The 21,371-nt window shown below is 57.0% G+C and carries 19 protein-coding genes and 1 pseudogene; 9 read left to right on the forward strand and 11 right to left on the reverse strand.

Annotated elements, in window-relative coordinates; genetic code table 11:
• Window positions 1-5 precede the first annotated feature (5 nt).
• From ACR3FC_RS15285 to ACR3FC_RS15300, 4 genes are read left to right on the forward strand one after another with little or no spacing between them, the layout of a single operon-like run.
• Window positions 6-1,367 carry an FAD-dependent oxidoreductase gene (locus ACR3FC_RS15285; protein WP_480476234.1) on the forward strand — a complete coding sequence of 454 codons (1,362 nt, stop codon included), beginning with the start codon at window positions 6-8 and terminating at the stop codon, window positions 1,365-1,367.
• Between the two features lie 2 nt (window positions 1,368-1,369).
• Window positions 1,370-2,689, forward strand: coding sequence for an FAD-dependent oxidoreductase (locus tag ACR3FC_RS15290; RefSeq protein ID WP_480476236.1), 1,320 nt, complete (start codon window positions 1,370-1,372; stop codon window positions 2,687-2,689).
• Entirely contained in the window at window positions 2,686-3,471 is a 786-nt protein-coding gene (locus tag ACR3FC_RS15295; protein ID WP_480476238.1) for a DUF2182 domain-containing protein, read from the forward strand. Before ACR3FC_RS15290 ends, ACR3FC_RS15295 begins: the two co-directional genes overlap by 4 nt.
• Window positions 3,472-3,482: 11 nt before the next feature.
• The gene (locus ACR3FC_RS15300; RefSeq protein WP_480476240.1) at window positions 3,483-4,106 is read left to right on the forward strand and encodes a DUF1326 domain-containing protein; all 624 of its coding nucleotides are present in this window, start codon (window positions 3,483-3,485) and stop codon (window positions 4,104-4,106) included.
• A gap of 664 nt (window positions 4,107-4,770) precedes the next feature.
• On the opposite strand, the gene ACR3FC_RS15305 is transcribed toward ACR3FC_RS15300, so the two are convergent.
• From ACR3FC_RS15305 to ACR3FC_RS15350, 10 genes and pseudogenes are all read right to left on the reverse strand, one after another.
• Complete coding sequence (locus ACR3FC_RS15305; RefSeq protein ID WP_209599476.1) at window positions 4,771-5,790, reverse strand: IS110 family RNA-guided transposase; 1,020 nt, start codon at window positions 5,788-5,790, stop codon at window positions 4,771-4,773.
• A gap of 316 nt (window positions 5,791-6,106) precedes the next feature.
• Window positions 6,107-6,937, reverse strand: a complete 831-nt coding sequence (locus tag ACR3FC_RS15310; RefSeq protein WP_480476242.1) for a DUF302 domain-containing protein — start codon at window positions 6,935-6,937, stop codon at window positions 6,107-6,109.
• A 28-nt stretch (window positions 6,938-6,965) separates the two neighbouring features.
• Complete coding sequence (locus ACR3FC_RS15315) at window positions 6,966-7,355, reverse strand: DUF4345 domain-containing protein (protein WP_170582982.1); 390 nt, start codon at window positions 7,353-7,355, stop codon at window positions 6,966-6,968.
• A gap of 126 nt (window positions 7,356-7,481) precedes the next feature.
• A complete protein-coding gene (locus ACR3FC_RS15320) occupies window positions 7,482-9,044 on the reverse strand; it encodes an arylsulfatase (protein WP_480476244.1) in 1,563 nt (520 codons plus the stop codon).
• A gap of 456 nt (window positions 9,045-9,500) precedes the next feature.
• Complete coding sequence (locus tag ACR3FC_RS15325; protein ID WP_480476246.1) at window positions 9,501-10,514, reverse strand: proline racemase family protein; 1,014 nt, start codon at window positions 10,512-10,514, stop codon at window positions 9,501-9,503.
• 5 nt (window positions 10,515-10,519) lie between these two features.
• Window positions 10,520-11,995 carry an aldehyde dehydrogenase family protein gene (locus ACR3FC_RS15330; RefSeq protein WP_480476248.1) on the reverse strand — a complete coding sequence of 492 codons (1,476 nt, stop codon included), beginning with the start codon at window positions 11,993-11,995 and terminating at the stop codon, window positions 10,520-10,522.
• A 13-nt stretch (window positions 11,996-12,008) separates the two neighbouring features.
• Window positions 12,009-13,256, reverse strand: a pseudogene (locus tag ACR3FC_RS15335) (NAD(P)/FAD-dependent oxidoreductase).
• Window positions 13,257-13,310: 54 nt separating this feature from the next.
• The gene (gene dapA / locus ACR3FC_RS15340; protein ID WP_480476250.1) at window positions 13,311-14,201 is read right to left on the reverse strand and encodes a 4-hydroxy-tetrahydrodipicolinate synthase; all 891 of its coding nucleotides are present in this window, start codon (window positions 14,199-14,201) and stop codon (window positions 13,311-13,313) included.
• Window positions 14,202-14,211: 10 nt separating this feature from the next.
• The gene (locus ACR3FC_RS15345; RefSeq protein ID WP_480476252.1) at window positions 14,212-15,462 is read right to left on the reverse strand and encodes an NAD(P)/FAD-dependent oxidoreductase; all 1,251 of its coding nucleotides are present in this window, start codon (window positions 15,460-15,462) and stop codon (window positions 14,212-14,214) included.
• Window positions 15,463-15,490: 28 nt separating this feature from the next.
• Window positions 15,491-16,198: an SDR family oxidoreductase gene (locus tag ACR3FC_RS15350; RefSeq protein ID WP_480476254.1), complete on the reverse strand. Its 708-nt coding sequence runs from the start codon at window positions 16,196-16,198 to the stop codon at window positions 15,491-15,493.
• Window positions 16,199-16,320: 122 nt separating this feature from the next.
• On the opposite strand from ACR3FC_RS15350, the gene gcvA reads away from it, so the two are divergent.
• Window positions 16,321-17,193, forward strand: coding sequence for a transcriptional regulator GcvA (gene gcvA / locus ACR3FC_RS15355; protein WP_480476256.1), 873 nt, complete (start codon window positions 16,321-16,323; stop codon window positions 17,191-17,193).
• 224 nt (window positions 17,194-17,417) lie between these two features.
• Here gcvA and ACR3FC_RS15360 read toward each other — a convergent pair whose 3' ends face one another.
• The gene (locus ACR3FC_RS15360; protein ID WP_480476258.1) at window positions 17,418-17,633 is read right to left on the reverse strand and encodes a hypothetical protein; all 216 of its coding nucleotides are present in this window, start codon (window positions 17,631-17,633) and stop codon (window positions 17,418-17,420) included.
• A gap of 270 nt (window positions 17,634-17,903) precedes the next feature.
• Here ACR3FC_RS15360 and ACR3FC_RS15365 point away from each other — a divergent pair, with 270 nt between their 5' ends.
• From ACR3FC_RS15365 to ACR3FC_RS15380, 4 genes are all read left to right on the forward strand, one after another.
• On the forward strand, window positions 17,904-19,223 hold the full coding sequence (locus ACR3FC_RS15365; RefSeq protein ID WP_480476260.1) for an ABC transporter substrate-binding protein: 1,320 nt from the start codon (window positions 17,904-17,906) through the stop codon (window positions 19,221-19,223).
• Between the two features lie 79 nt (window positions 19,224-19,302).
• On the forward strand, window positions 19,303-20,250 hold the full coding sequence (locus ACR3FC_RS15370) for a carbohydrate ABC transporter permease (RefSeq protein WP_480476262.1): 948 nt from the start codon (window positions 19,303-19,305) through the stop codon (window positions 20,248-20,250).
• A complete protein-coding gene (locus ACR3FC_RS15375; protein ID WP_010442361.1) occupies window positions 20,247-21,185 on the forward strand; it encodes a carbohydrate ABC transporter permease in 939 nt (312 codons plus the stop codon). Before ACR3FC_RS15370 ends, ACR3FC_RS15375 begins: the two co-directional genes overlap by 4 nt.
• Window positions 21,182-21,370: a hypothetical protein gene (locus ACR3FC_RS15380; RefSeq protein ID WP_209504399.1), complete on the forward strand. Its 189-nt coding sequence runs from the start codon at window positions 21,182-21,184 to the stop codon at window positions 21,368-21,370. Before ACR3FC_RS15375 ends, ACR3FC_RS15380 begins: the two co-directional genes overlap by 4 nt.
• The last annotated feature ends 1 nt before the right edge of the window (window position 21,371 follow it).

Raw genomic sequence — 21,371 nt, forward strand, 5'->3', positions numbered from 1 at the left:
GCGAAATGACTGTCATCACGGAACCCGCCCGGCAGACGCCGGTCATCCATAATGCGGACGTGCTTGTGGTCGGATCCGGCCCCGGGGGTCTTGCCGCAGCTCTTGCGGCGGCGCGGGCCGGGGTCCAGGTCTGTCTGGTGGAACGTTTTGGCTGTTTCGGCGGCAACATCACCGTTGTCGGAGTCGAGGGTTTTGCCTGGTATCGCCACGAGGCCACTGTAGAGGCAGGCGGTATCGGACGCGAATTCGAAGACCGCGCACGCGACATGGGTGCCGCCGTGCCCGAAAGCCAGTCGCTGAGTTACGAGATCGACAGCGAGGGCTTCAAGCTCGTCGCCGATCGGCTGGTCGAAGAAGCGGGTGTCCACGGCATGCTGCACCGCCAGTTCGTGGCCCCGGTGATGGAGGGCGACCGCATCGCCGGGATCATCGTGGAATCCAAGGCCGGGCGCGAGGCGATCCTGGCCCGTGTCGTGATTGACGCCACCGGCGACGCCGACGTGGCGCACCGGGCCGGTGCACCCACCCACAAGACACCCGCCGAACACATGCAGGCCGCCAGCGTCATGTTCCACCTGGCCGGTGTGGACAAGGCCGCCTTCATGGCCGAGGTGCGCCGCGACCCGCAGACCTACAAGGACTGGTCCACCGGCGAATGGACGGTGGAAACCGATGGGAAAGAGGACGACATGTTCTCTCCCTTCCTCAAGAAACCCTTTGCCAAGGCAATCGAGGCGGGCGTGATCCCGCCGCATCTGAACACCATCGCCGGGACATGGGGCGCGATGCATGACACGGGCGAACTGACCTACATGAACCTCGTCCACCTGGCGGGGGTGGACGGGACCGACCCGGACAGTCTGACGCGGGGCGAAATCGAGGGGCGTAAACAGGCCATGCTGGCAATCGAGGCGCTGCGCCGCTTCATGCCAGGCTGCGTCGGTGTGCGACTACGCAACTTTGGCATGACCATCGGTATCCGCGACACGCGCAAGATCGATGCGGCCTACAACATCACCGAAACCGACGTGCGCCAGCAGGGCCGGTTCGAGGATTCCATCGGCATCTACCCCGAGTTCATCGACGGCTATGGCGTGCTGATTATCCCGACCACCGGGCGCTACATGCAGATCCCCTACCGGGCGATGCTGCCGGGCAAGGTCAAGGGCCTGCTGGTTGCGGGCCGCGCCATTGGCGGCGACCGGATCTCCCATGCGGCAACACGCAACATGGCCTGCTGTGCCGTCGCCGGGCAGGGCGCAGGCGTCGCCGCGGCGTGGGCGGTCAAGGCGGACTGCGATGTGGCACAGGTGGACATGACTGGGGTTCAGGCCGAACTGCTCCGCCAGGGCGTGAGGATCGCCTGACCATGGCAGAGCCGACGCGCGAGATCGAAACCGATGTGCTGGTGGTGGGTGGCGGCACCGCCGGCTTCGCGGCGGCGCTTGCCGCGGCCCGAGAGGGGCTGCGCGTCCGCCTGATCGAGGCCGGGCCCAAGATCGGCGGGGTCATGGCCTCCTGTCCTGGCATGCCCTGGGGCGGCGGCTATCCTCTGGGCCACAGTATCGGCGGCATCTTTGCCGAACTGACGGGCAGGCTGTCAGCCATGGCGCCGCCCGCCGCCGAGGTTCGTCCTTGCGCGCTGGAAAACTTCGGCCCTGAGGTTCAATACGACCATGAGGCCGCAACGCTGGTCATGTTCGAAATGATGGATCAGACGGGCGTCATCCTGCATCTGAACACCTTCTCGGGCCTGCCCGAAATGGCCGGTAAGCGCATCGGCGCGGTATCGGCGCAAGACAGACTGGGGCCGCTGCGCTTTCTCCCGCGCATGGTGATCGATTGTTCCGGCGATGGCGATCTGTCCGCGCGCGCTGGCGTGCCATATACTCTGGGAGACGACCGGGGCAACATGATGGCGGTCAGCCTGACCTTTCACATGGTCGGTGCCGATACGCAGGCCGCCTTTGCCGAGGGCGACCCCTATTTCCGCCGCTTCGCCGCACGAGGCATCGCCGAAGGGCGGCTACACCCCGATTTGCACAAGCTCTACCTGATGCGTGGCTTCCACCCCGGCACCGTGTTCTGCAACACCGTGACCATCCGGGGCGTCGACGGCACCGACCCGGCGGCCATCGCCCGTGCCACGCAAGAGGGCCGCCGCCGCTGCCACCAGGTGGCGCACTTTCTGATCCAGGATGTGCCCGGCTTCCAAAACGCGCAGATGTGGGGGCTCGGCCCGACCGTTGGCGTGCGTGAAACCCGAAAGCTGCAGGCGCTCTATCGCATCACCGGAGAGGACATCGCCGAGGGTACCAGGTTCGCAGATGGCATCGTCGCCTGCGACAACCCGATCGACGACGTGATGCGCGTCAGCGCGGAGATGACCCATGAGGCGGCAGTCGACCAAGGTGCCTACTACACCATCCCGTACCGCGCATTGGTTCCCGAAACTATCGAGAATCTACTGTTCGCCGGTCGCCTCATCTGTGCCGATCCGGTGGCCTTTGCCTCGGTCCGGGGCATGCCGCAATGCATGGCAATGGGGCAGGCGACGGGTGTTGCTGCCACGATGGCACTGGAGGGCGCTTTGCGGGTTCAGGATGTGAACGGTGAGACATTGGCCGGCGTGCTACAGCAGCAAGGGATGGCAGGAATCGCCGGTCGGACACTTGGAGCGGCGGCATGATTTCGAAGCTACAGATCAGTCTCAATCATCCGAAAGCTGGAACCGCAATTGTTTGGATTGCGTTCTTTGCAATCGTTCTGAGCGCATGGGCCGCCTTGTTCTTCATGACAATGACGTCGCCCTTGTTCGGGGTGCCGCGCGACCTTTGGCGCGCGTTGTGCGGCGGGGCCATAGACACCGGCCTTGGCGCTCTCTTTGCGATGTGGTTGATCATGGCAGCGGCGATGATGATGCCGACATTTGTGCCGACCTTGCGCGTATTTCTTGACCTTGGACATGCAGGCGCAGCGCGCCCCACGGAGGCGCTGGCCCTTGTCATTGGTTATGGCGCGATTTGGGTTGGGGGTTCGCTCATTGGCACTGTCGCACAACGATTTCTCGCAGGTCTCGGCCTGTTGGCGCCTGATGGTTCCAGTCTGTCGCTCTGGCTGACAGCCGCGCTGCTTTTTGGCGCCGGTCTTTACCAGTTCACTCAAGCGAAGGCCGCGTGTCTTGCAAAATGCCGGATGCCGCTGACCTATTTCATGGAACGTTGGGCGCCGGGGCTGCGCCAGTCGCTGTGGATGGGTCTGCACCTGGGTGTCTATTGTCTTGGCTGCTGCTGGGCCCTGATGGCATTGGCCTTCGTGGGCGGCATCATGAACCTGATCTGGATGGGGGCGGCGACCCTGTTCATGGTCTTGGAAAAACTACCCGAAATCGGAAAACCCCTGACCCGACCCGCGGGCGTCCTGCTATTGGGATCGTCCGGACTGGTCATGGTGATGGCGCTGACCTCATGAAAGGAAATCACATGTCACAAACGCTGCCCGAATGGGCCATAAAGGGGGAGCTGATCCTCAATTGCAACTGCACCGTGTTCTGTCCCTGCGTCGTTTCGCTGGGCAAGCACCCGCCGACCGAAGGTTATTGCCAGGCCTGGGTGGGCGTCCGGATCGACGAAGGCCATTTCGCAGGCGAAAGCCTTGCCGGACTGAATGTCGGCCTGCTCATGGACATTCCGGGCAACATGGGACGCGGAAACTGGAAGGCTGCCGCATATATTGATGAACGTGCTTCTGAAGCTGCCTACGACGGGCTGATCCAGATTTTTTCCGGAAAGGTCCGAGGCACGACCGGGCTGTTTTCGATCATGGTGTCAGAGTTCCTGGGTGCCGAACGGGCCCCGGTCGAGTACACCACCGAAGGCAAGACACGCCGCTTGATGGTGGGCAAGAAGATCCAGGGCGAAGTCACCCCGATTTCCGGCCCGGATCAAAACCAAGATGTCGTGGTGTCAAACACCGGATACTGGATGGGACCGGACATTACGATCGCTCAGGCTGGCAAGGGCCGCGTTCGTGCCTATGGCCGGGTCTGGGACTTTGACGGCCGATCCGCGGAGATCTGCCTGATCAATTGGCACGGCCCCAGCTGAGTATCGGACCAAGCCAAGCATTATTTCTTCGGAGGGAACCTCAATGAGCTTCAACGCACTGGTCGTCGACAGGGACGCCGATGGCAAGACAAAGGCGACCGTTAGACAAATTGATCTATCCGATCTTCCCGACGGTGATGTTCTGGTTGCGGTGGAGTACTCTATGCGATCACTAATTCGCAGTCCGGTCCGGGTCTGCGCAGCCAGCAACTGGCGACACCATGGTCGTTGTCGTCCCATTCTCCCAATCGGACGAATACATCGCCGCGCAAAGCTAGACTCTTTCTAACGAATTTCGAGAGCTTCAAAAGATCAGTCTGGGGAAACTTGCTGCATCGCCGAATGTGCAATGCTGCATCCGCGAATATTTCTCACACTCACGTTCGCTGCGCTTGCACAAGTCCGCTTGGTCCTGTGTGGATGGCGTCTGCTTTGCAAGGACAAAATGCTCTGATTGCGCGGCTGGTCAGTACAGTCCTGTGTCCGGCCTTTGATTGCGGCATTTGCTTGAGCCGCTGGCCTTGATGGGTTCCGTGAACCTGGTCCCAATCGGCAAAGCGAACCTGAGAGTTCAGGACGAAGCTCGGGTTTTCCGGGTTCTCGGATGACCGCACGTGCCATCATGGCATTCGTCTTGCAATTCTTTTTTGTTCAGTGCCTCCGGTTATGCCGCTGATTGCCGGTAGTATGTTTCTTTGGTGAGGATCGCCCAGATGATCCGTGCGGCTTTGTTTGCCATCGCGATCGTGGCAAGTCGGACGGGTTTGCGCTCGAGGAGTTGCATGATCCAAGGATGCACGCGTTCTGGATAGCCGCGGGCGCGCTGTACTTGTGAGGTCATACCGATCACCAGAAGCCTTCTTATGTAACGGTCACCCTTCTTGCTAATCCGGCCGAGGCGTTCCTTGCCACCACTCGATCTGTTCAATGGGGTGAGACCAAGCCAAGCAGCAAACTCGCGCCCGTTCTTGAACTGTTTGCCGTCGCCGATGGTGGCGACGATGGCAGAGGCGGTGATTGGACCAACACCAGGGACGGTTCTGATCCGCTTGGCCCGTTCATCGATCCGCGAATGATACTCGATCAGTTTGTCGTAGAACACCACGCGCTCGTCGAGTGCAACAACCTGCTCGCAGAGGGTTTTGAGCATGCTCTTCGCAACGTCTGGCATGTCCGGGCAATCGTTGGTTTTGAACCCTTTGACGAAGCGCATCGCCGCCACCGGCCCGTTCCCGATCACATGACCAAACTCTCGAAGAAGACCCCGGATCACGTTCAGCATCTGGGTTTTCTGGCGCACGACAAGCTGGCGCACGCGATGCATTGTAAGAAGGGCTTGTTGTTCCTTCGATTTCACAGCGACGAACCGCATGGTCGGTCGCGTGACGGCCTCGCAGATTGCCTCGGCATCAACCGCATCCGTCTTTCCACGCTTCACGTAGGGCTTTACGTAAGTCGCCGGCATGAGGCGCACGTCATGGCCGATTTCAGTCAGCTCACGCGCCCAGTGATGTGCCGACCCACACGCCTCAATTCCGACGAGGCAGCTCGGCAGGGTCTCAAAGAACTTCAGCAATTGTCTGCGGCGGATCGAACGATTGAAGACAACCGTACCGTCATCAGCGATCCCGTGGACCTGAAAGACGTCTTTACCGAGATCCAATCCTATTGTCGTGACTTCCATGGTGGGGCTCCTTTCCTTGCAGAAGATGTCTTCTGCAGTTCGCCGCAAAGCGCGACGGTTGGCTGCAGACGCCATCCACCCCATCCGCGAAGCAGACGCTCCACCAAATTTGCCGACTGTCCGCTTCGAGCCCACTTTGACCGATGCTGCTCTATGCCCCAATGACAGCAATGCGCAGAAAGCGGCCTTTGCAAAGTTTAACGAACGGCCCAAAGCGTGGTAGGCCTGTTGCGTTGAGAACCGCTGAAATCAACCCAAAGCGGACGACGAAAAGATGGCCAATCGGCAAAGGTTTTTTGCGTTTTCCTAACAGCGGCTACTCAATTGCCTTGCGAAATGTCTCCGTCAGCCGTTTGTTCAAACCGTGATGAGGTTCGGCTGAAGAACCGTAGTGCAACTCCGCCAAAGCAGCGATGTCATTGAAAATGACTACGGAGCCGCCTTCTTCATTCGCGTAAACCAATAGTTTTTGGCAAAAGGCATCCAAACCAATTGCCGGAAAGTCCGCCATAGCCACACCACCGGGCGCTGGTCCGCCGAATAGCAAGAGAACAGCATCCGGCAGCTCCGTCCCCAGTTGGGACGCTTCGGCCGCAAAATCGATCTCCCCAAACCAGACTGTATCGTCCTGTCCCATCACAGCTGTCCTGACACGTTCCACTGCCTCTGGAACGCTGAGCTCAGATCGCAATTCGATGATGCCATGGTTTGCAACTAATCCTTTGGTCGGCGCTGGTGCTGCATCCAAGTCGTTCAGGACTTCGAGCAACTTGTTCTCAAATGCATTCAACGCTTGGGTATTGATTAGACCATGCCGAACTTTGAGAAACTGAGAGTCTGTGTATTCGATCTGCGGTCGACCATCCTGATCGAATGAAAGAACGCGAAAAGGAAGGTCCAGACCTGCACGTACGTTCTCCTCCAGTATAGGTGTGTTTACCTCTGGATCAGAGAAAACGAGTACACGAGATGCTGGCATTTCGACGCCTTCGGCCTTGGCCAGGCGCGCGTGATCTATCGATGCGATTGGAGCAGCTCCCGCTTCGGAAACGGCAGTCTCAAGCTCTAAGAAGTTTTCGTCCACCGCGGTCTGGACAGATGAAGATTGTGCAAAAGCGGATGCCGAAACTGATAAAGTTGCGATCATCGAGAAAACAAAGCCAGACCTCACCATTTTACCACTTCCTGTTTCCTCGTACTTTTTTCAGAGAAACCGCCGCCAGAGCTGCAAAAGCTATCTCGGCTGCAAGATAAAAGAGAAGTACCCCGTTCGGAACTCCATCGATAAGGATGCTTAGTATGCGCCCAACGGCCAGTCCTGACATAAACAAAAATAGAACCCACAGCGCGGGGCGTTGTAACTCTGGTTTCGAAGCAGCCGCCAACCAAAACAGAGCGTTTGCCATGTAAAGACCCATAATCGCTCGGAAAACATGCGTCAGGTTCGTCCCTTCCACTGGAAATCCCAGCAAAACTGGGATCGAACGGCCGGGCATCAGACCGTATGACAACGCAATTGGCACGAGGCCGACGGCAGCAAGCAGAAGGACTAATCTAGCACTCATGGAGGACTCCTTCTCGTAGAGGTTTCGCTTTTTGCGAAATTCCTAGTCGGTTATTTTGGGCATCCGATGATCCGAGCCGGATGCCCACGCTGCGGTGGGAAAGGCGTATTGGTTGCCTCGCTTCCTCTACTGAGAGATGCCGCCTTCGGTTGATGTTTGTTCTTCAACATGGTCTTGATTGGCGACCGGCTTCCCGCGCGGAGGGAACTCCTCGAAAGTAGCGAGATGTGCCTGCACTAACCGGGCGGCTGGGCCGAATGCCCACATTTTCTCACCCATCCAGCGGACGTACATACCGCTTTCCTCCGCAGCTTTTTCGTAGGGATCGCGGCGGAGGTTGAAAAGCAAGGGGGCGACCAATTCTTCCTTCGGGCCTGACCAGCCGTGGTTTTGAACGACAAAGTGCGCTTTCCAATCGTTGTAGCGTACTGCTTGGAGGTCTGTACCCTGATAGTAAATCAGCTCGCGGCGAATGCTCTCTTCATTCTCACCCGTCAGGTAAGATAGTTGATTGTAGCCATCGAGATGCACTTTATAGCCTTCATATCCCTCTAGGAGCTTTTCTCTTAGATCTGTCGGACCTCCAGCCGCAGCTACAAATGTTGGCATCCAGTCCATTCCGCTGAAGATGCCATTCAAGACTTGACCTTCTGGAATTTTGCCCGGCCAGCGAATAATCGCAGGAACTCTAAAGCCACCTTCCCAAGTAGTACCCTTTTCCCCATGAAACGGTGTCGTACCACCATCAGGCCACGTCAGTGTTTCCGGGCCATTGTCTGCGGTGAACATCACTATGGTATTATCGGCGACTCCCAGATCCTCAAGGTGGCTGAGAACGTTACCAACGTTGTTGTCCAACTCCTTCATGACAACATCCTGAAGTCCGCGCCCATTGCCCAACATAGCTTCGTATTCGGGGCTGAGGTGGGTCCAGACGTGTGCACGGGCTGGAGCCATCCAGACAAAAAACGGAGTGTCCGACTCTACTGCACGAGAAATGAAGTCCTTCGTGTAAGATGTCACTTCGTCATCCAAAGTCTTTTGGCGCTCAGGAGGCGCAGGCCCGTCATCAATAATGCGCTGCTTCCCGACTTTTCCAAATCGCGGGTCGACTGTTTCGTCTACCTCCTCTGTTGCAAATGAATGAATGATGTTGCGAGGCGCAAATTGCGCGTTGAATTCTGGGTCGTCTGGCCAATCCGGATCAGACGTATATTCCATAGCATTCAAGTGATAGAGCCAACCCCAATACTCGTCGAAACCTTTTGCAGTCGGTAGGAACTCATTGAGGTCGCCTAGATGGTTTTTTCCGAACTGCCCCGTCGTATACCCCAACTTTTTCAGGAACATCGGAAGCGTTGGGTCATCTGGGTTTAAACCTACCGGATCTCCCGGCAGTCCAACCGTGTGCATACCAGTCCGTATTGGCAATTGTCCGGTCATGAAAGCTGATCGACCGGCAGTACAACTTGGCTCGGCATAATAATCTGTGAGACGAGCACCCTCAGAGGAGAGGCGATCCAAGTTCGGCGTCTCGATGCTTTTGACACCTCCGTGGTAAACGCCGACGCTCGCCCAACCTACGTCATCTGCCATGATGACAAGAATGTTGGGCGGGGTATGTTCGTCGGCCCAAGCTCCAGTGAAAGCAAAGCAGACGGCACCCGTTACTGAGATAAGCTTGTTCATTAAGACCTCCCGACTTGGTACTTCTTACCAACCATAGGAAAAACATCGGCTTAGAGGAACGGTCTGATTTGTTAACTTTTTGGGCTCAGCACCTTGGTGCAAGAAATTTCTTCGACCAAAAAGCCCGCCAAGCCGGAATTGCAAAGTCCTGGGTTGAATGTCCGGTTTGGGCTGATTGTGGTCCTTTAGAGCAAGAATGCGGATGGCTGCAAAGTCCGCGGTCTGTGAGTTCGATCTAATCAAAACTGTGCGCCTGCAGCGAATGGCCGGTAAGCGGACTGCGACCGCAGCATCGGAACTGGATGATGAATGTCTCTTATGGGCCGTCCTCATCCGAGCAAGATTTAATTTCGATCTGATGCTGCACCTGCTCCAACGTCTGCAAGAAGCCCAATTCGCACAATGCTGCGCGCGGCGAAAGGCGGCATTCGAAAAGTCGCCCTCGGCTGATCTGCGTCAACCGCCCCAAGTGTCTGACAGGATAAATCCGCCTGGGAAGGGATCACCAGGGTCCAACCCGATCTGGGACATGCCATAGATCCAGCACTGCCCGGTCACCCGCACCTGGCTTCCCTGGTAAGGGCCGATTTGTGCCTCTCCCATCAGTTCGGCGCAAAATTCCCCGCCGATTATCGACCTGGTGGTGATCTGATCGCCTTTCGCAATCTCTCCCCTGGCGTGCAGCACCGCCATCGTAGAATTGGTGCCGGTCCCACAAGGCGACCGGTCGGCGCGCGCAGGTTTCAGGGTCGTGCAATGGCGCATCGCCCCGTCCGCTTCTCGCGAGAGGAACATGACATAGGCGAGCCCGTGCACCTCGGCGATCTCAGGATGTACGACATCTGTTATTTCGGCAATCTGGTCGCGCAGAACAACCCCCGCTTCGGCAAGGGCACGCGCGTTTTCCGGGGCAATCGTCATGCCAACCTGATCCACATCAACCAAGGCATAGAACACGCCGCCGTAGCACAGGTCAAAGGCCACAGGGCCCCAGCGCTCGGTCTCAACCACGTCAGAAGCGGCCACGAACGAGGCTGGCATGTCCAGGCTGACACCCGTGACCTTGCCGTCCCGGCACGTCGCTGTCGCCCGCACCAGCCCGGCGGCGGTATCCAATGTCACCACGGTTTCCGGTTCAACCATCTCCATCATTCCGGTTTCCAAGATGGCGGTCACGGCACACATGGAATTTGAGCCGGACATGGCATGGGCTTGATCTGTTTGAAGCACGATCATCCCGAAATCTGCCTCCGGATGACAGGCCGGGGGGATCAATACAAAGGAATGATTTGCCGCCGCACGCGGTTCGGAGCAGAGCCAGCGGCGCAGGCTGTCATCGACCTCGTTGATATGGGCCAGCTTGGCTGCCATGGTGTCACCGGGAATGCTCAGAAAGCCTCCGGAGATGACCCGCCCGATTTCCCCTGCACAATGAACATCGACGGTCTGCAGTGTGCGTTTCCAGCGCATGTGCCTTACTCCTTGATGTACCAGCCCCAGAGGGCCGAGCGGTCATATGTGGTGATCTGTTTGGTCTCGAGGTAGTTGTTAAACCCCCATTCCCCCAGCTCTCGGCCTATGCCTGATTGTTTGTAGCCACCCCAGGGCGCCTCGGTGAACTTCGGCTGTGAGCAGTTTATCCAGACGATCCCGGCGCGAAAGGCGCGCGCTACGCGCTCGGCGCGGTCCAAATCATTGGACAGAACCGCCGCGCCCAGACCAAAGCGCGAGCCATTGGCCAGGTCCACGGCCTCTTCTTCGGTTGAAAACTGGCGGATGCAGACCACCGGACCAAAGATTTCCTCGTTCCAGATCCAAGCGTCTGCTGGCACATCGGTGAAGATGGTGGGCTCGACATAGCAGCCATGTTCCAACCCTTCCGGCACGCCGCGCCCGGCGGCGAGGGTGGCTTCGGTCTTGCCCTTCTCAATGGCCGCCAACACCTTGTCGTGCTGCGATGGACTGACCAGAGGTCCAAGCAAAACACCGTCGTCCAGCCCGTGACCGATCCTAATCTTGCGAGTCTCCGCGATTAGCCGCTCCATCAAGTCCGGGTAGATATCTTCGTGTATCAGCACCCGGCTGGTGGCCGAGCAGACTTCGCCTTGGTTCCAGAAGATACCGAACAGGATCCACTCCACCGCCTCGGCGATATCTGCATCCTCGAACACCACCATCGGGGATTTGCCGCCCAATTCCAGCGAAATGGTTTTGATGTCCCGCGCAGCGGTGGCCATGATGCGTGATCCGGTTGGAACGGACCCTGTGAACGCAAGCTTGTCGACTTCCGGGTGTTCAGTCAGCGGTTGCCCGGCTTGCGCACCGAACCCAGTGACGATGTTCAAAGCGCCATCGGGCAGGCCCGCCTTTTTGGCGATCACGCCCAGTTCCAGCGCAGTAACTGGCGTCAATTCCGACGGCTTCAGAACCATCGTACATCCTGTTGCCAGCGCCGGTGCCACTTTCCATGCGGCCATGAGCATCGGGAAGTTCCACGGGATGATCGCCCCGGCCACGCCTACCGGCTCTCTGACAACCTTGGATTTGAACTCATCCATCGGCAGGATGATTTCTTCTTCGGAATTGTTGTCGAACCGCTCCGCAATGTCTGCGTAGAAATGGAAACACCCTGCGGTGTCTTCGATATCCCAAACAGCCTCGGGTAAAGGTTTACCGTTGTCACGCACCTCGATGCGCGCAAGTTCGTCCGTGCGGGCGGTGATCTCGTCGCCCATTTTGCGAAGTATAGCGGCACGTTCTGCGCCGCTCATCCGCGGCCATGGCCCCTTGTCGAAAGCTGTGCGAGCGGCTTTCACCGCAGCATCCACATCGACGGCACTGCCAGCCGCAATCTGATGAATCACAGTGCAGTCAGAAGGGTCGACCACGTCGAACATTTGGCCAGATGCGGGCGCAACCCACTCGCCATTTATGAACAGCTGATTTTGCATGGCTTGATTTCCTTCAGAAACGGTCAATTCGGTATGGGGACATGTCGATGGCTGGCCGACTTCCCGTAATCAGGTCGCCCATCAGATGAGCGCAAGTCGCAGCATAGGTAAGCCCCAGATGCCCATGCCCTGTGGCATAGAACACGCCCGGGGTCTTGGCCGACGCTGACATGACCGGAATCGTGTCGGGAAAGGCCGGTCGGTGGCCGATCCATTCGGTGAAGTCTTCGACTTGTAGGTTTGGCAAGGCCTCACGCGCCCGACGCACTGTGATCTTGGCACGGCGATAATCCGGGGCGGCGTCAAGGCCCGCCATTTCAACTGTACCACCCACTCGAATGCCGCCTGCCGTCGGGCTGACCATGAAGGCTTTTGCAGGCTAAATGATGGAATGCGCCATGTCGATCCCCGGCGCCAGCATCTGGGTGTGGTAGCCACGCTCAGTCTCCAGGGGCATTGGTTCACCCAAAAGCTTAGAGAGCCGCGATGTGAAGGCGCCCGCGCAAAGAACCACTTCGTCTGCTTGCAGACGCGCGACGCCCAATTGAACACCGGTTATCCGGGCGCTGCGTTCAAATCCGGTCACATCAGCGCGGCGTACGATACCGCCCAAGCCTTCGAAACGCTCTACAAGCCGCTCCACGAACTTAAAGGGATCCGCCAAAGTTCGATTGTCTGGCAGTAGGATGGCTTTGGTTATCTGATGGGTAATTTCCGGCTCGAGAATACGGATGGCCGCGGCGTCCAACACCTCATAGTCGAAGCCAAACCGTTCCAACATATCGATGCGTTCGCGGTCAGCCTGGAACTCGGCCTCATTGGCGTAAAGGGATAGGCACCCTGTTTGCGACAGCTGCTCCTCCATGCCAATTTCGGCCATCAGGCTCTGCGTGTCCGCCAATGAATGCTGACAAAGCGCCGCGCCCGCCGCTTCCAATCGCCTAACAGTGGACGGGCGGCTTGCAGCCAAAAAGCGGATGAACCAAGGGATCAGACGCGGCATGTAGCGCGGACTGACCCGGATCGGTCCTTCCGGGTCCATCATCCAGCCGGGAATCTGCTTCCATGTCGAGGGGCGCGCCACGGGCATGAATTCACTCACCGCAATCGACGCCATGTTGCCGAAGGATGCACCTGAACCGGGAGCGTCCCGGTCGATCAGCGTCACGTTTCGCCCTCGCTTCTGCAGGTCATAGGCGATGGCGGCGCCGATCACTCCGGCCCCGATGACAATTGTGGTTGTTGCAGTTGATGTGCTCATGGCACGCTACCTAAAATGCTGGACTTGGGGCGGCGGCCACCCCAAGCACAAGAGTCACATGGCCTGGATCGGCTCCAACGCCTCTTTCAAAGCGGCCTTTTCTTCATTGGTCAGCGGACCCAGAGGTGCACGGCATTCGCCCACCGGCAAGCCCTGCAGTTCGCAACCATACTTAATCTTTTGCACAAACTTGCCGCTTTCGAGGATGTTCATCGCACGGTACAGCTTGGCCATGATTTCCTTTGCCTTGGTCAGCTCACCCGCCTTGTAGGCGCGATCCAGATCGCAGCAGGCTTTGGCCAGGAAATTCGACGGGCCGCAAATCCAGCTGTCCGCGCCCCAGAACATAAAGTCCAAAGCGATGTCGTCCGAGCCTGAGATCAGTTGGATCTTGCCTTCATACCGAGTGGCAATATCGATTGCGCGCTGCAACACACCCGAGCTCTCCTTGATTCCGATGACACGCGGGTTGTCTGCGAAGTGATCCATCAGCTCGAAACTGATATCGCTGCCGTCCTTGGCCGGGTAACTGTAAAGCACCAGATTCACATCAACCTCGGCCAGCACAGTTTCATAGTGCCTGATCAGTTCGTCCTGCGTCGGACGGGTGTAGAAAGGCGGCGCCAACAGCACGTTGTCATAGCCGATCTCCTTGGCCATGGCGGTCTGTTCGATCACTTGCCGTGTAGCGGGCGCGTTGGTGCCGGCGATCAGAATCTCGTCATCGTTGGCGAACTCCTTGACGAATTGCAGAACCTGCTGCCGTTCCTCGGTCGACTGGCTGAAATATTCGCCGGTCGAGCCATTTGGCACCCAGCCCGTCACGCCCGCATCCCGGAAATGGGTCAGGAGGGTTTCGAAGGCGTCAAAGTCGATCTTGTTCGCCGCATCAAACGGTGTGACCAAGGCGGGCATGACACCCGAGAGTTTCACATTGTAGCTCATATCAACTTCCTCAGATTACGGCGCGTTCGATGACGCGTTCGCCTTTGGCAAAGCGCTCATAGAGAAACGGTGACAGGTCCATCGAACGAAATTCGCCATAGATGATTTGCTCGGCGACACCCCGACCTACTGCGGGGCCTTGTTGCGATCCATGCCCTGATGATCCGTTGGTAAAATGGAAATTCGACACCTCGTCATGCGGACCTATCACCACGTTGAAATCGAACGTGTTGAAATCGTAGTGCCCAATCCAATAGTCGATGACTTCAACATCCTTGAACTGTGGAATACGGTTGCGGATGATCGGGTGAACCTTGTCTTCCCAGATGGTTTCCTCTGCCGAAAAGTCGTCTGGGTCGACGGTTGCATCCTCGCCCAGAGGCGGACAGCCAACCAGGTAATCATCGCCGAATTGTCGGAAATGCACGCCTGTCGGGTCGATGGTCAGGGGCAGGTCGCGATCCAGCGGTTTTTTGGCGCGGAAAATGAACGTATAGCGCCGCTTGGCTTGAATATCGAGTTTGACACCGGCCATACCGGCGATCGTTCCGGCACGGGTTCCTGCGGCATTGACGATGGCGCCCGCCGCAATGACTTCGCCTGTGGCGAGGGTCACGCCGGTTACCTTGTTGCGGTCGCGCGTGATCGCGGTGACTGTGTTCTGAACATAGTCGACACCGCCTTCGACCGACTTTTTGATAAGCCATTCGATCATCAGAGGGGCGTTGTAATAGCCTTCGTCGACGGTGTTCAGGCTGCCCGCTTCGATGTCATCGAGGTTGTAGAACGGATACGCTGCCGCAATCTCTTCGGGCGCCACCATTTTGGTGCCTGCACCACATTCCTCCTGAACGCTTTGGTCCCGTTGCAGAACCTTGGTCAAATCCGGGGAGTCAGAGAGATAGAGATAACCGAAGTTGCGGATGCTGAGTTCGGGCACCTTCGGGTCACCGCCCAGGTTTTTGCGAAAATCGCGCACGAACTCTGCCGCGTACTGCCCAATCTTCACGTTGATTGGGTTGGCAAACTGCTGGCGCATGCAGTTGTTCGAGGCCCCGGTCTGGGCCTTTGAGAAGGTCGGGTCGGGCTCAACCACAAGAACCTTGCCCTTGAAGTCAGGATTCGAGGCCAGAAACCACGCAGTGCAGGCCCCCATCGTGGCACCGCCGATAATCACGACGTCATAGGCATCATGCTTCGGGGTTGCTGAAAACACAGGGAGATCCATCTCCCAAGAGGAGTCTTTCGAAGTCGGTTTCATGATTTTGTCTTTCGCGCTGGAACTCGGATCAGACCGAGCGTGTAATGCCGCCATCCACGCGGATGTTCTGGCCAGTTATATAGGCGCCGCCTTCCGAGGCCAGGAAAGCCACGGTCGCGGCAACTTCGTCATACGATTTGCCGTACCGCTCCATTGGGATCTTCGCCAGGAAATCCGGGTTTTCCGGCAGGCTGTCGATGAAGCCCGGCAAGACGTTGTTCATACGAACGTTGTCGGCGGCGTATTTGTCCGCAAACAGCTTGGTATAGGCCGCAAGCCCCGCTCGCATCACGCCCGAGGTCGGGAAAACCGCATCGGGTTCAAACGCGGCAAAGGTCGAGATGTTGATGATCGTGCCCGACTTCTGTTCAAGCATAATCGGCGCTACAATCCGCGTGGCACGTACAGAGTTCAGGAAGTAAACCTCCATGCCCTCATGCCAGTCGCCGTCGCTGATTTCCAGCACCGGCGCCCGCGGACCGTGACCGGCCGAGTTGACCAGCACATCGACGCGACCCCATTTCTCCATGGCCGCATCGACGAGCTTCTGCATGTCCGCGCTGGATTTGTTGGTGCCGGTCACGCCGATACCGCCCAATTCCTGTGCCAGAGCCTCGCCCTTGCCCGACGAAGACAGAATGGCGACATTGAAGCCGTCAGCCGCAAGCCGACGGGCGCTGTCTGCTCCCATGCCGCTGCCGCCGCCCATAATGATCGCTACTTTCTTGTCAGCCATTTTCCGTCTCCGTGAACCTCGTTGTATCCGTCTGGGTCCAACATCGGGCCTATCACAGCATTTGACCAATCAGTAATTCTGTCTTAACGCTGTAGAAATTCTACTCCCTTGGAGCAAGTACCATGCGCAAGCTACCACCATTGAACTCTTTGAAGGCTTTCGAGGCTTCGGGGCGTCATCTAAATTTCCGGCTTGCCGCGGAAGAGCTTGGTGTCACCCAGGGTGCCGTTGCGCAACAGGTGCGCGCGCTTGAAGAGTTGTTGAAAATCAAACTGTTTGAACGACAAGCCCGCGGATTGTCATTGACGGATGAAGGCCGGAAATACCTTCCCCCGATCCGCCGCGCCTTCGAGATGATGGCCGAAGCAACAGCCAATCTGTCGCCTCAGGACACCGTGGTGACAATCAGCTCAACCCCCTCTTTTGCAACAAAGTGGCTGGTGCCAAAACTGGGGACACTTGCCCTGGATCACCCCGAGATTCGCGTTCGCATGGACGCATCGAACGCGCTTGCGAATTTCCAGACAGATGGAGTCGACATTGCGATCCGTCAGGGCAAGCCCCCCTTCGGGCCGGGCCTTCTGGCGGAGCCGCTGTTCAATGCAGAGCTGATTGCGGTCTGCCATCCGGACCTTGCCGATGGCTCTAACTCGATCCGTTCCCCACAAGACCTGTTGACCCAGGTACTGCTGGAAGACACTCATGGCCAATGGCCCCTGTTTCTCGAAGCCGCACTTGGCGATCAGCCTGTTTCGGCTCTCAAGACAATGGCGTTCAGCCAAACGTCGCTCGCGATTGATGCTGCAATTGCCCGACAAGGCGTGGCGCTGACGAACCGGGAATTTGTCGAAGCTGATCTTCAATCTGGCCGGCTTTGCCAGCCGTTCGATATCTCGGTGACGACGGAAGAGGGATATTACGTGGTGGCCCCTCGAGCCCCCAGGAAACCTGAAGTTGTGGCAACAGTCAGGAATTGGTTGAAGGAACAAGCGTAGCTCGCAGGGCGGAAGAGCGCTCAAGTCCGCCGCCTCGTTCCAAAGCAATTGTGGCGCGTGATGATTCCCCGACTTTCTCACCTTCTTTGCAATCGACAGCATTGTCCGCTCTTCTGAACTCCGCCTGTCTTCGAGCTTTGCTCGCGCAGCGAATGTCTCCTCTGATGAGCCGCACCGCAGCGATGGTGATCAAGGTCGAACGACGGCTATGGGCCGTCCGTCGCTCACCACTTTTCACCGTAGGGTCGCAGTTCTACGTCAAACGACCAAGTAGATCGGTCTTGATGGGCGATATGGAACACTTCCTCTGCTATGGTATCGGGTTTACTGAAGAAATCTTCGGGCGCGTCCGGGTTGAAGGGCATACGGGTCCAGGGCGTGTCGATGGCGGCATCGATGACCACATAGGCCGGTATTGCCAAGTTGTTGGCGGGCTTCATTGTAGGCTGGTCAGTTCTTGGTCTTGTAGCTCGGTGGGATAGGTCTGCTCATACAGCCAGCTACCATGCTGGATTCACGAGATTAATCCCTCACCCAGCCTTTGCGCAACAAAGCCAATCAACAGCTAAAAGAATATTTGACGGCCTCTTCTGACAATTTGAGGTACGAACCTCAAAAAAATCTGGACATGAGGTGCGTACCTCAAATAGCCTTGGAGGTATGCCGCGATTCGCACATCCTCGATTGACGGCGCAAAAAGGGAGGAATGGATGACTTACACAAAACTGGCCTCGGCCAGCGCAATAGTCCTTGCCACTACTACTCTTTCTACCAAGGCAAATGCTGAAGATCTGACGCTTTGTTGGGCTGCATGGGACCCGGCCAACGCACTTGTTGAGCTATCAAAAGAATTCGAAGCAGAATCCGGACACACGATGAACTTCGAATTTGTTCCCTGGCCAAATTTTGCGGACCGAATGCTGAACGAGCTGAACTCTGGGGGTAAGCTCTGCGACCTACTGATCGGTGACAGCCAATGGATCGGCGGTGGCGCAGAGAATGGTCACTATGTCCAGCTGAACGACTTCTTCGATGCTGAAGGCATCAGCATGGACGATTTCGCGCCGGCCACTGTTTACGCTTACTCGACCTGGCCCAAGGGTACGCCAAACTACTACGCGCTGCCTGCGATGGGCGATGCAAACGGCTGGTTCTATCGCAAGGACTGGTTCGAAAACCCCGAAATCCAAGCTGCATACAAGGAGGCGACTGGTCAGGACCTACGTGAACCTCAGTCTCAGAAAGAGTTGTTGCAGATCGCGCAGTTCTTCCAGGGCCGTGAGATCGACGGCAAGACAGTCTACGGGGCAGCTATCTTTACCGAACGCGGCTCGGAAGGGATCACCATGGGTGTGACCGGAGCACTGTATCCTTGGGGCTTTAAATACGAAAACACCCCAGGCTCATATGACATGGAAGGCGCCGTAAACTCACCCGAAGCGGTAGAGGCGCTGGAATTCTATAAGGAGTTCTACGAAACGGCGACGCCTCCGGGATATACCAACTCTTACATGGGTGAGAGCTTGGACGCCTTCAAGTCCGGTCAGGTCGCCATGGCCATGAACTGGTTTGCGTTCTTCCCAGGTCTCTATGCTGACCCCAATACCGGCGGTGACAAGATCGACTTCTTTGTGAACCCACCGCAAAATCAGGCAGGTTCGACACTGGGCGGACAAGGTATCTCTGTTGTCAGCTACTCTGACAAACAGGACGCTGCACTTGAGTACATCAAGTGGTTCGCACAGCCTGAAGTGCAGGCCAAGTGGTGGGAGCTAGGCGGCTACTCGGCGCATAACTCTGTGCTGGAAGATCCTGGTTTCGTGGACAGCCAACCGTTTGCCGGTGACTTCCTGGAAGCAATGGCTGGGGTTCAGGATTTCTGGCAAGAGCCTGCCTATGCAGAACTCCTGCTGGCCATGCAGAAACGCATCCACGACTACGTCGTTGCTGATCAAGGTACAGCTCAAGAAGCGCTTAATCTTTTGATCGAAGATTGGACTGAAGTCTTCGAAGACGAAGGAAAGCTGTAGTCCGGACACAGGCAGGAGCGGGCGCAATCCCGCTCCACCTTCACCCATGAGTCCTAAACCAACAAGAACTGGCAAAGAGATGTCTGACCGGACCGTAGATCGCGTTGCCCAGGCAACGCCCGAGCGAGTTGCGCGAAAAATCCGAGGTTTATCCGACCGCGCAATCGCCTGGATATTCATCTCCCCAACGATATTTCTATTGCTGGCGATCAACATCTTTCCGTTGATCTGGACCATCCAACTGAGCTTTACCAACTACAAGGCCAACAGGATCGGGCGTGAAGTCAAAGATATCGGGCTCAGGAATTACGAGCGTATCCTGACAGACTCGGACACCTGGCTGAATATGCAGGCGACGGCGCATTTCCTGTTCTGGACGATCTTTTTCCAGGTCCTTATCGGGTTTACTCTGGCCTGGCTGATCAACAAGAAATTCAAGGGCAACGATCTTTGGACCACGATCATCGTGCTGCCGATGATGCTGTCTCCTGCAGTCGTCGGGAACTTCTGGAAGTTCCTCTATCAACCTCAGATCGGGTTGTTTAACTACATCGTGTCATGGTTCACAGGCAAAGACCCATCGAGCTTTGAAATGCTGGGATCCGTCACGTTGGCCCCGTGGGCGATCGTGATTGTCGACACCTGGATGTGGACACCTTTCGTGATGCTTATCTGTCTGGCCGGACTGCGCAGTATTCCCGATTACATCTACGAGGCGGCTGAGATCGACAGGGCCAGCAAGCTGCGGCAGTTCTCTACGATCACCATCCCGATGGTCCTTCCGTTCCTGATGCTTGCCGTGCTGTTTCGAGGGATCGAGAACTTCAAGATGTTCGACCTGGTGGTTCAGCTAACCGGCGGAGGGCCAGGTTCTGTAACGGAACTCACCTCAATCAATCTCAAGCGGGAGGCGTTTGAGAAGTGGCGTACGGGCTACGCCTCGGCCTATGCGATCATCCTTTTCGTCACCGTGTTCGGCCTTGCGTCGATCTACGTCAAAGCCTTGAACAAGGTGAAACAGAGATGAGCAGTTTTTCCGTAACCGAACCTTCGAACCGTTCCAAGTGGATCGCCGGTTTTCTGGTCATCACTTATGCGCTGATCACAATGATCCCGCTGGTTTGGATTTTACTGACAGGTTTCAAGTCTCCAGCCGATGCGATCAGCTACCCACCCAAAGTGGTCTTTGACCCAACGCTTGAAGGGTATGTAAATCTCTTCACCACGCGCACGCGGCAGACGCAGGAGTTTTTGGAAGCGAACCCGCCGCAGAACTGGGCCGATGAGATCGTCCGCCAATACGACATGGTGATTGTCGGGCCATCAAAGTTTGGCGAGCGCTTTATGAATTCGGTTATCATCGGATTTGGCTCGACGTTCTTGAGTATCTTCCTTGGTACGCTGGCCGCCTATGCGTTCAGCAGGTTCAAGGTCCCGCTCAAGGACGACCTTTTGTTCTTTATCCTGAGTACAAGGATGATGCCACCGGTCGCTGTCGCCATCCCAATCTTCCTGATGTTCAGAAACCTTGGATTAAGCGACACGCATCTGGGGATGATCCTGCTGTATACGGGCGTGAATATTTCCTTGGCGGTCTGGTTGCTAAAAGGCTTCATCGACGAAATCCCAAGAGAGTACGAAGAAGCCGCGCTCATAGATGGCTACACGAGGTTTCAGGCGTTTTACAAAGTGGTGCTGCCGCAAGCCGCGACCGGCATAGCCTCAACAGCTATCTTTTGCCTGATCTTCGCCTGGAATGAGTACGCGTTTGCCGTGCTGCTGACATCCGCGAACGCGCAGACTGCACCACCGTTCATCCCAACCATTATCGGTATTGGCGGCCTGGACTGGCCTGCAGTGGCGGCAGGTGCCACGATCTTCCTGATCCCTGTCATGATTTTCACCATCCTGATGCGCAAACACCTGCTGCGTGGGATCACATTCGGAGCCGTGCGCAAATGAGCGAGTTTCTTACCGGATTGATGCGTTTTCGCCGGGGCCCATGGGAGATGATCGCGACCATCCTCATCGCTCTGGGTGTCTTCATGCTTATGCAGCCCTTTGTCCTTTGGGCCTTCACATATTCTTTCATCGTCACGCTGATCGGAACCGTCATGTTCATCATCGTCAGCCATTTCCCGGAGTAGA

The organism is Ruegeria sp. AF3 (assembly GCF_056536285.1).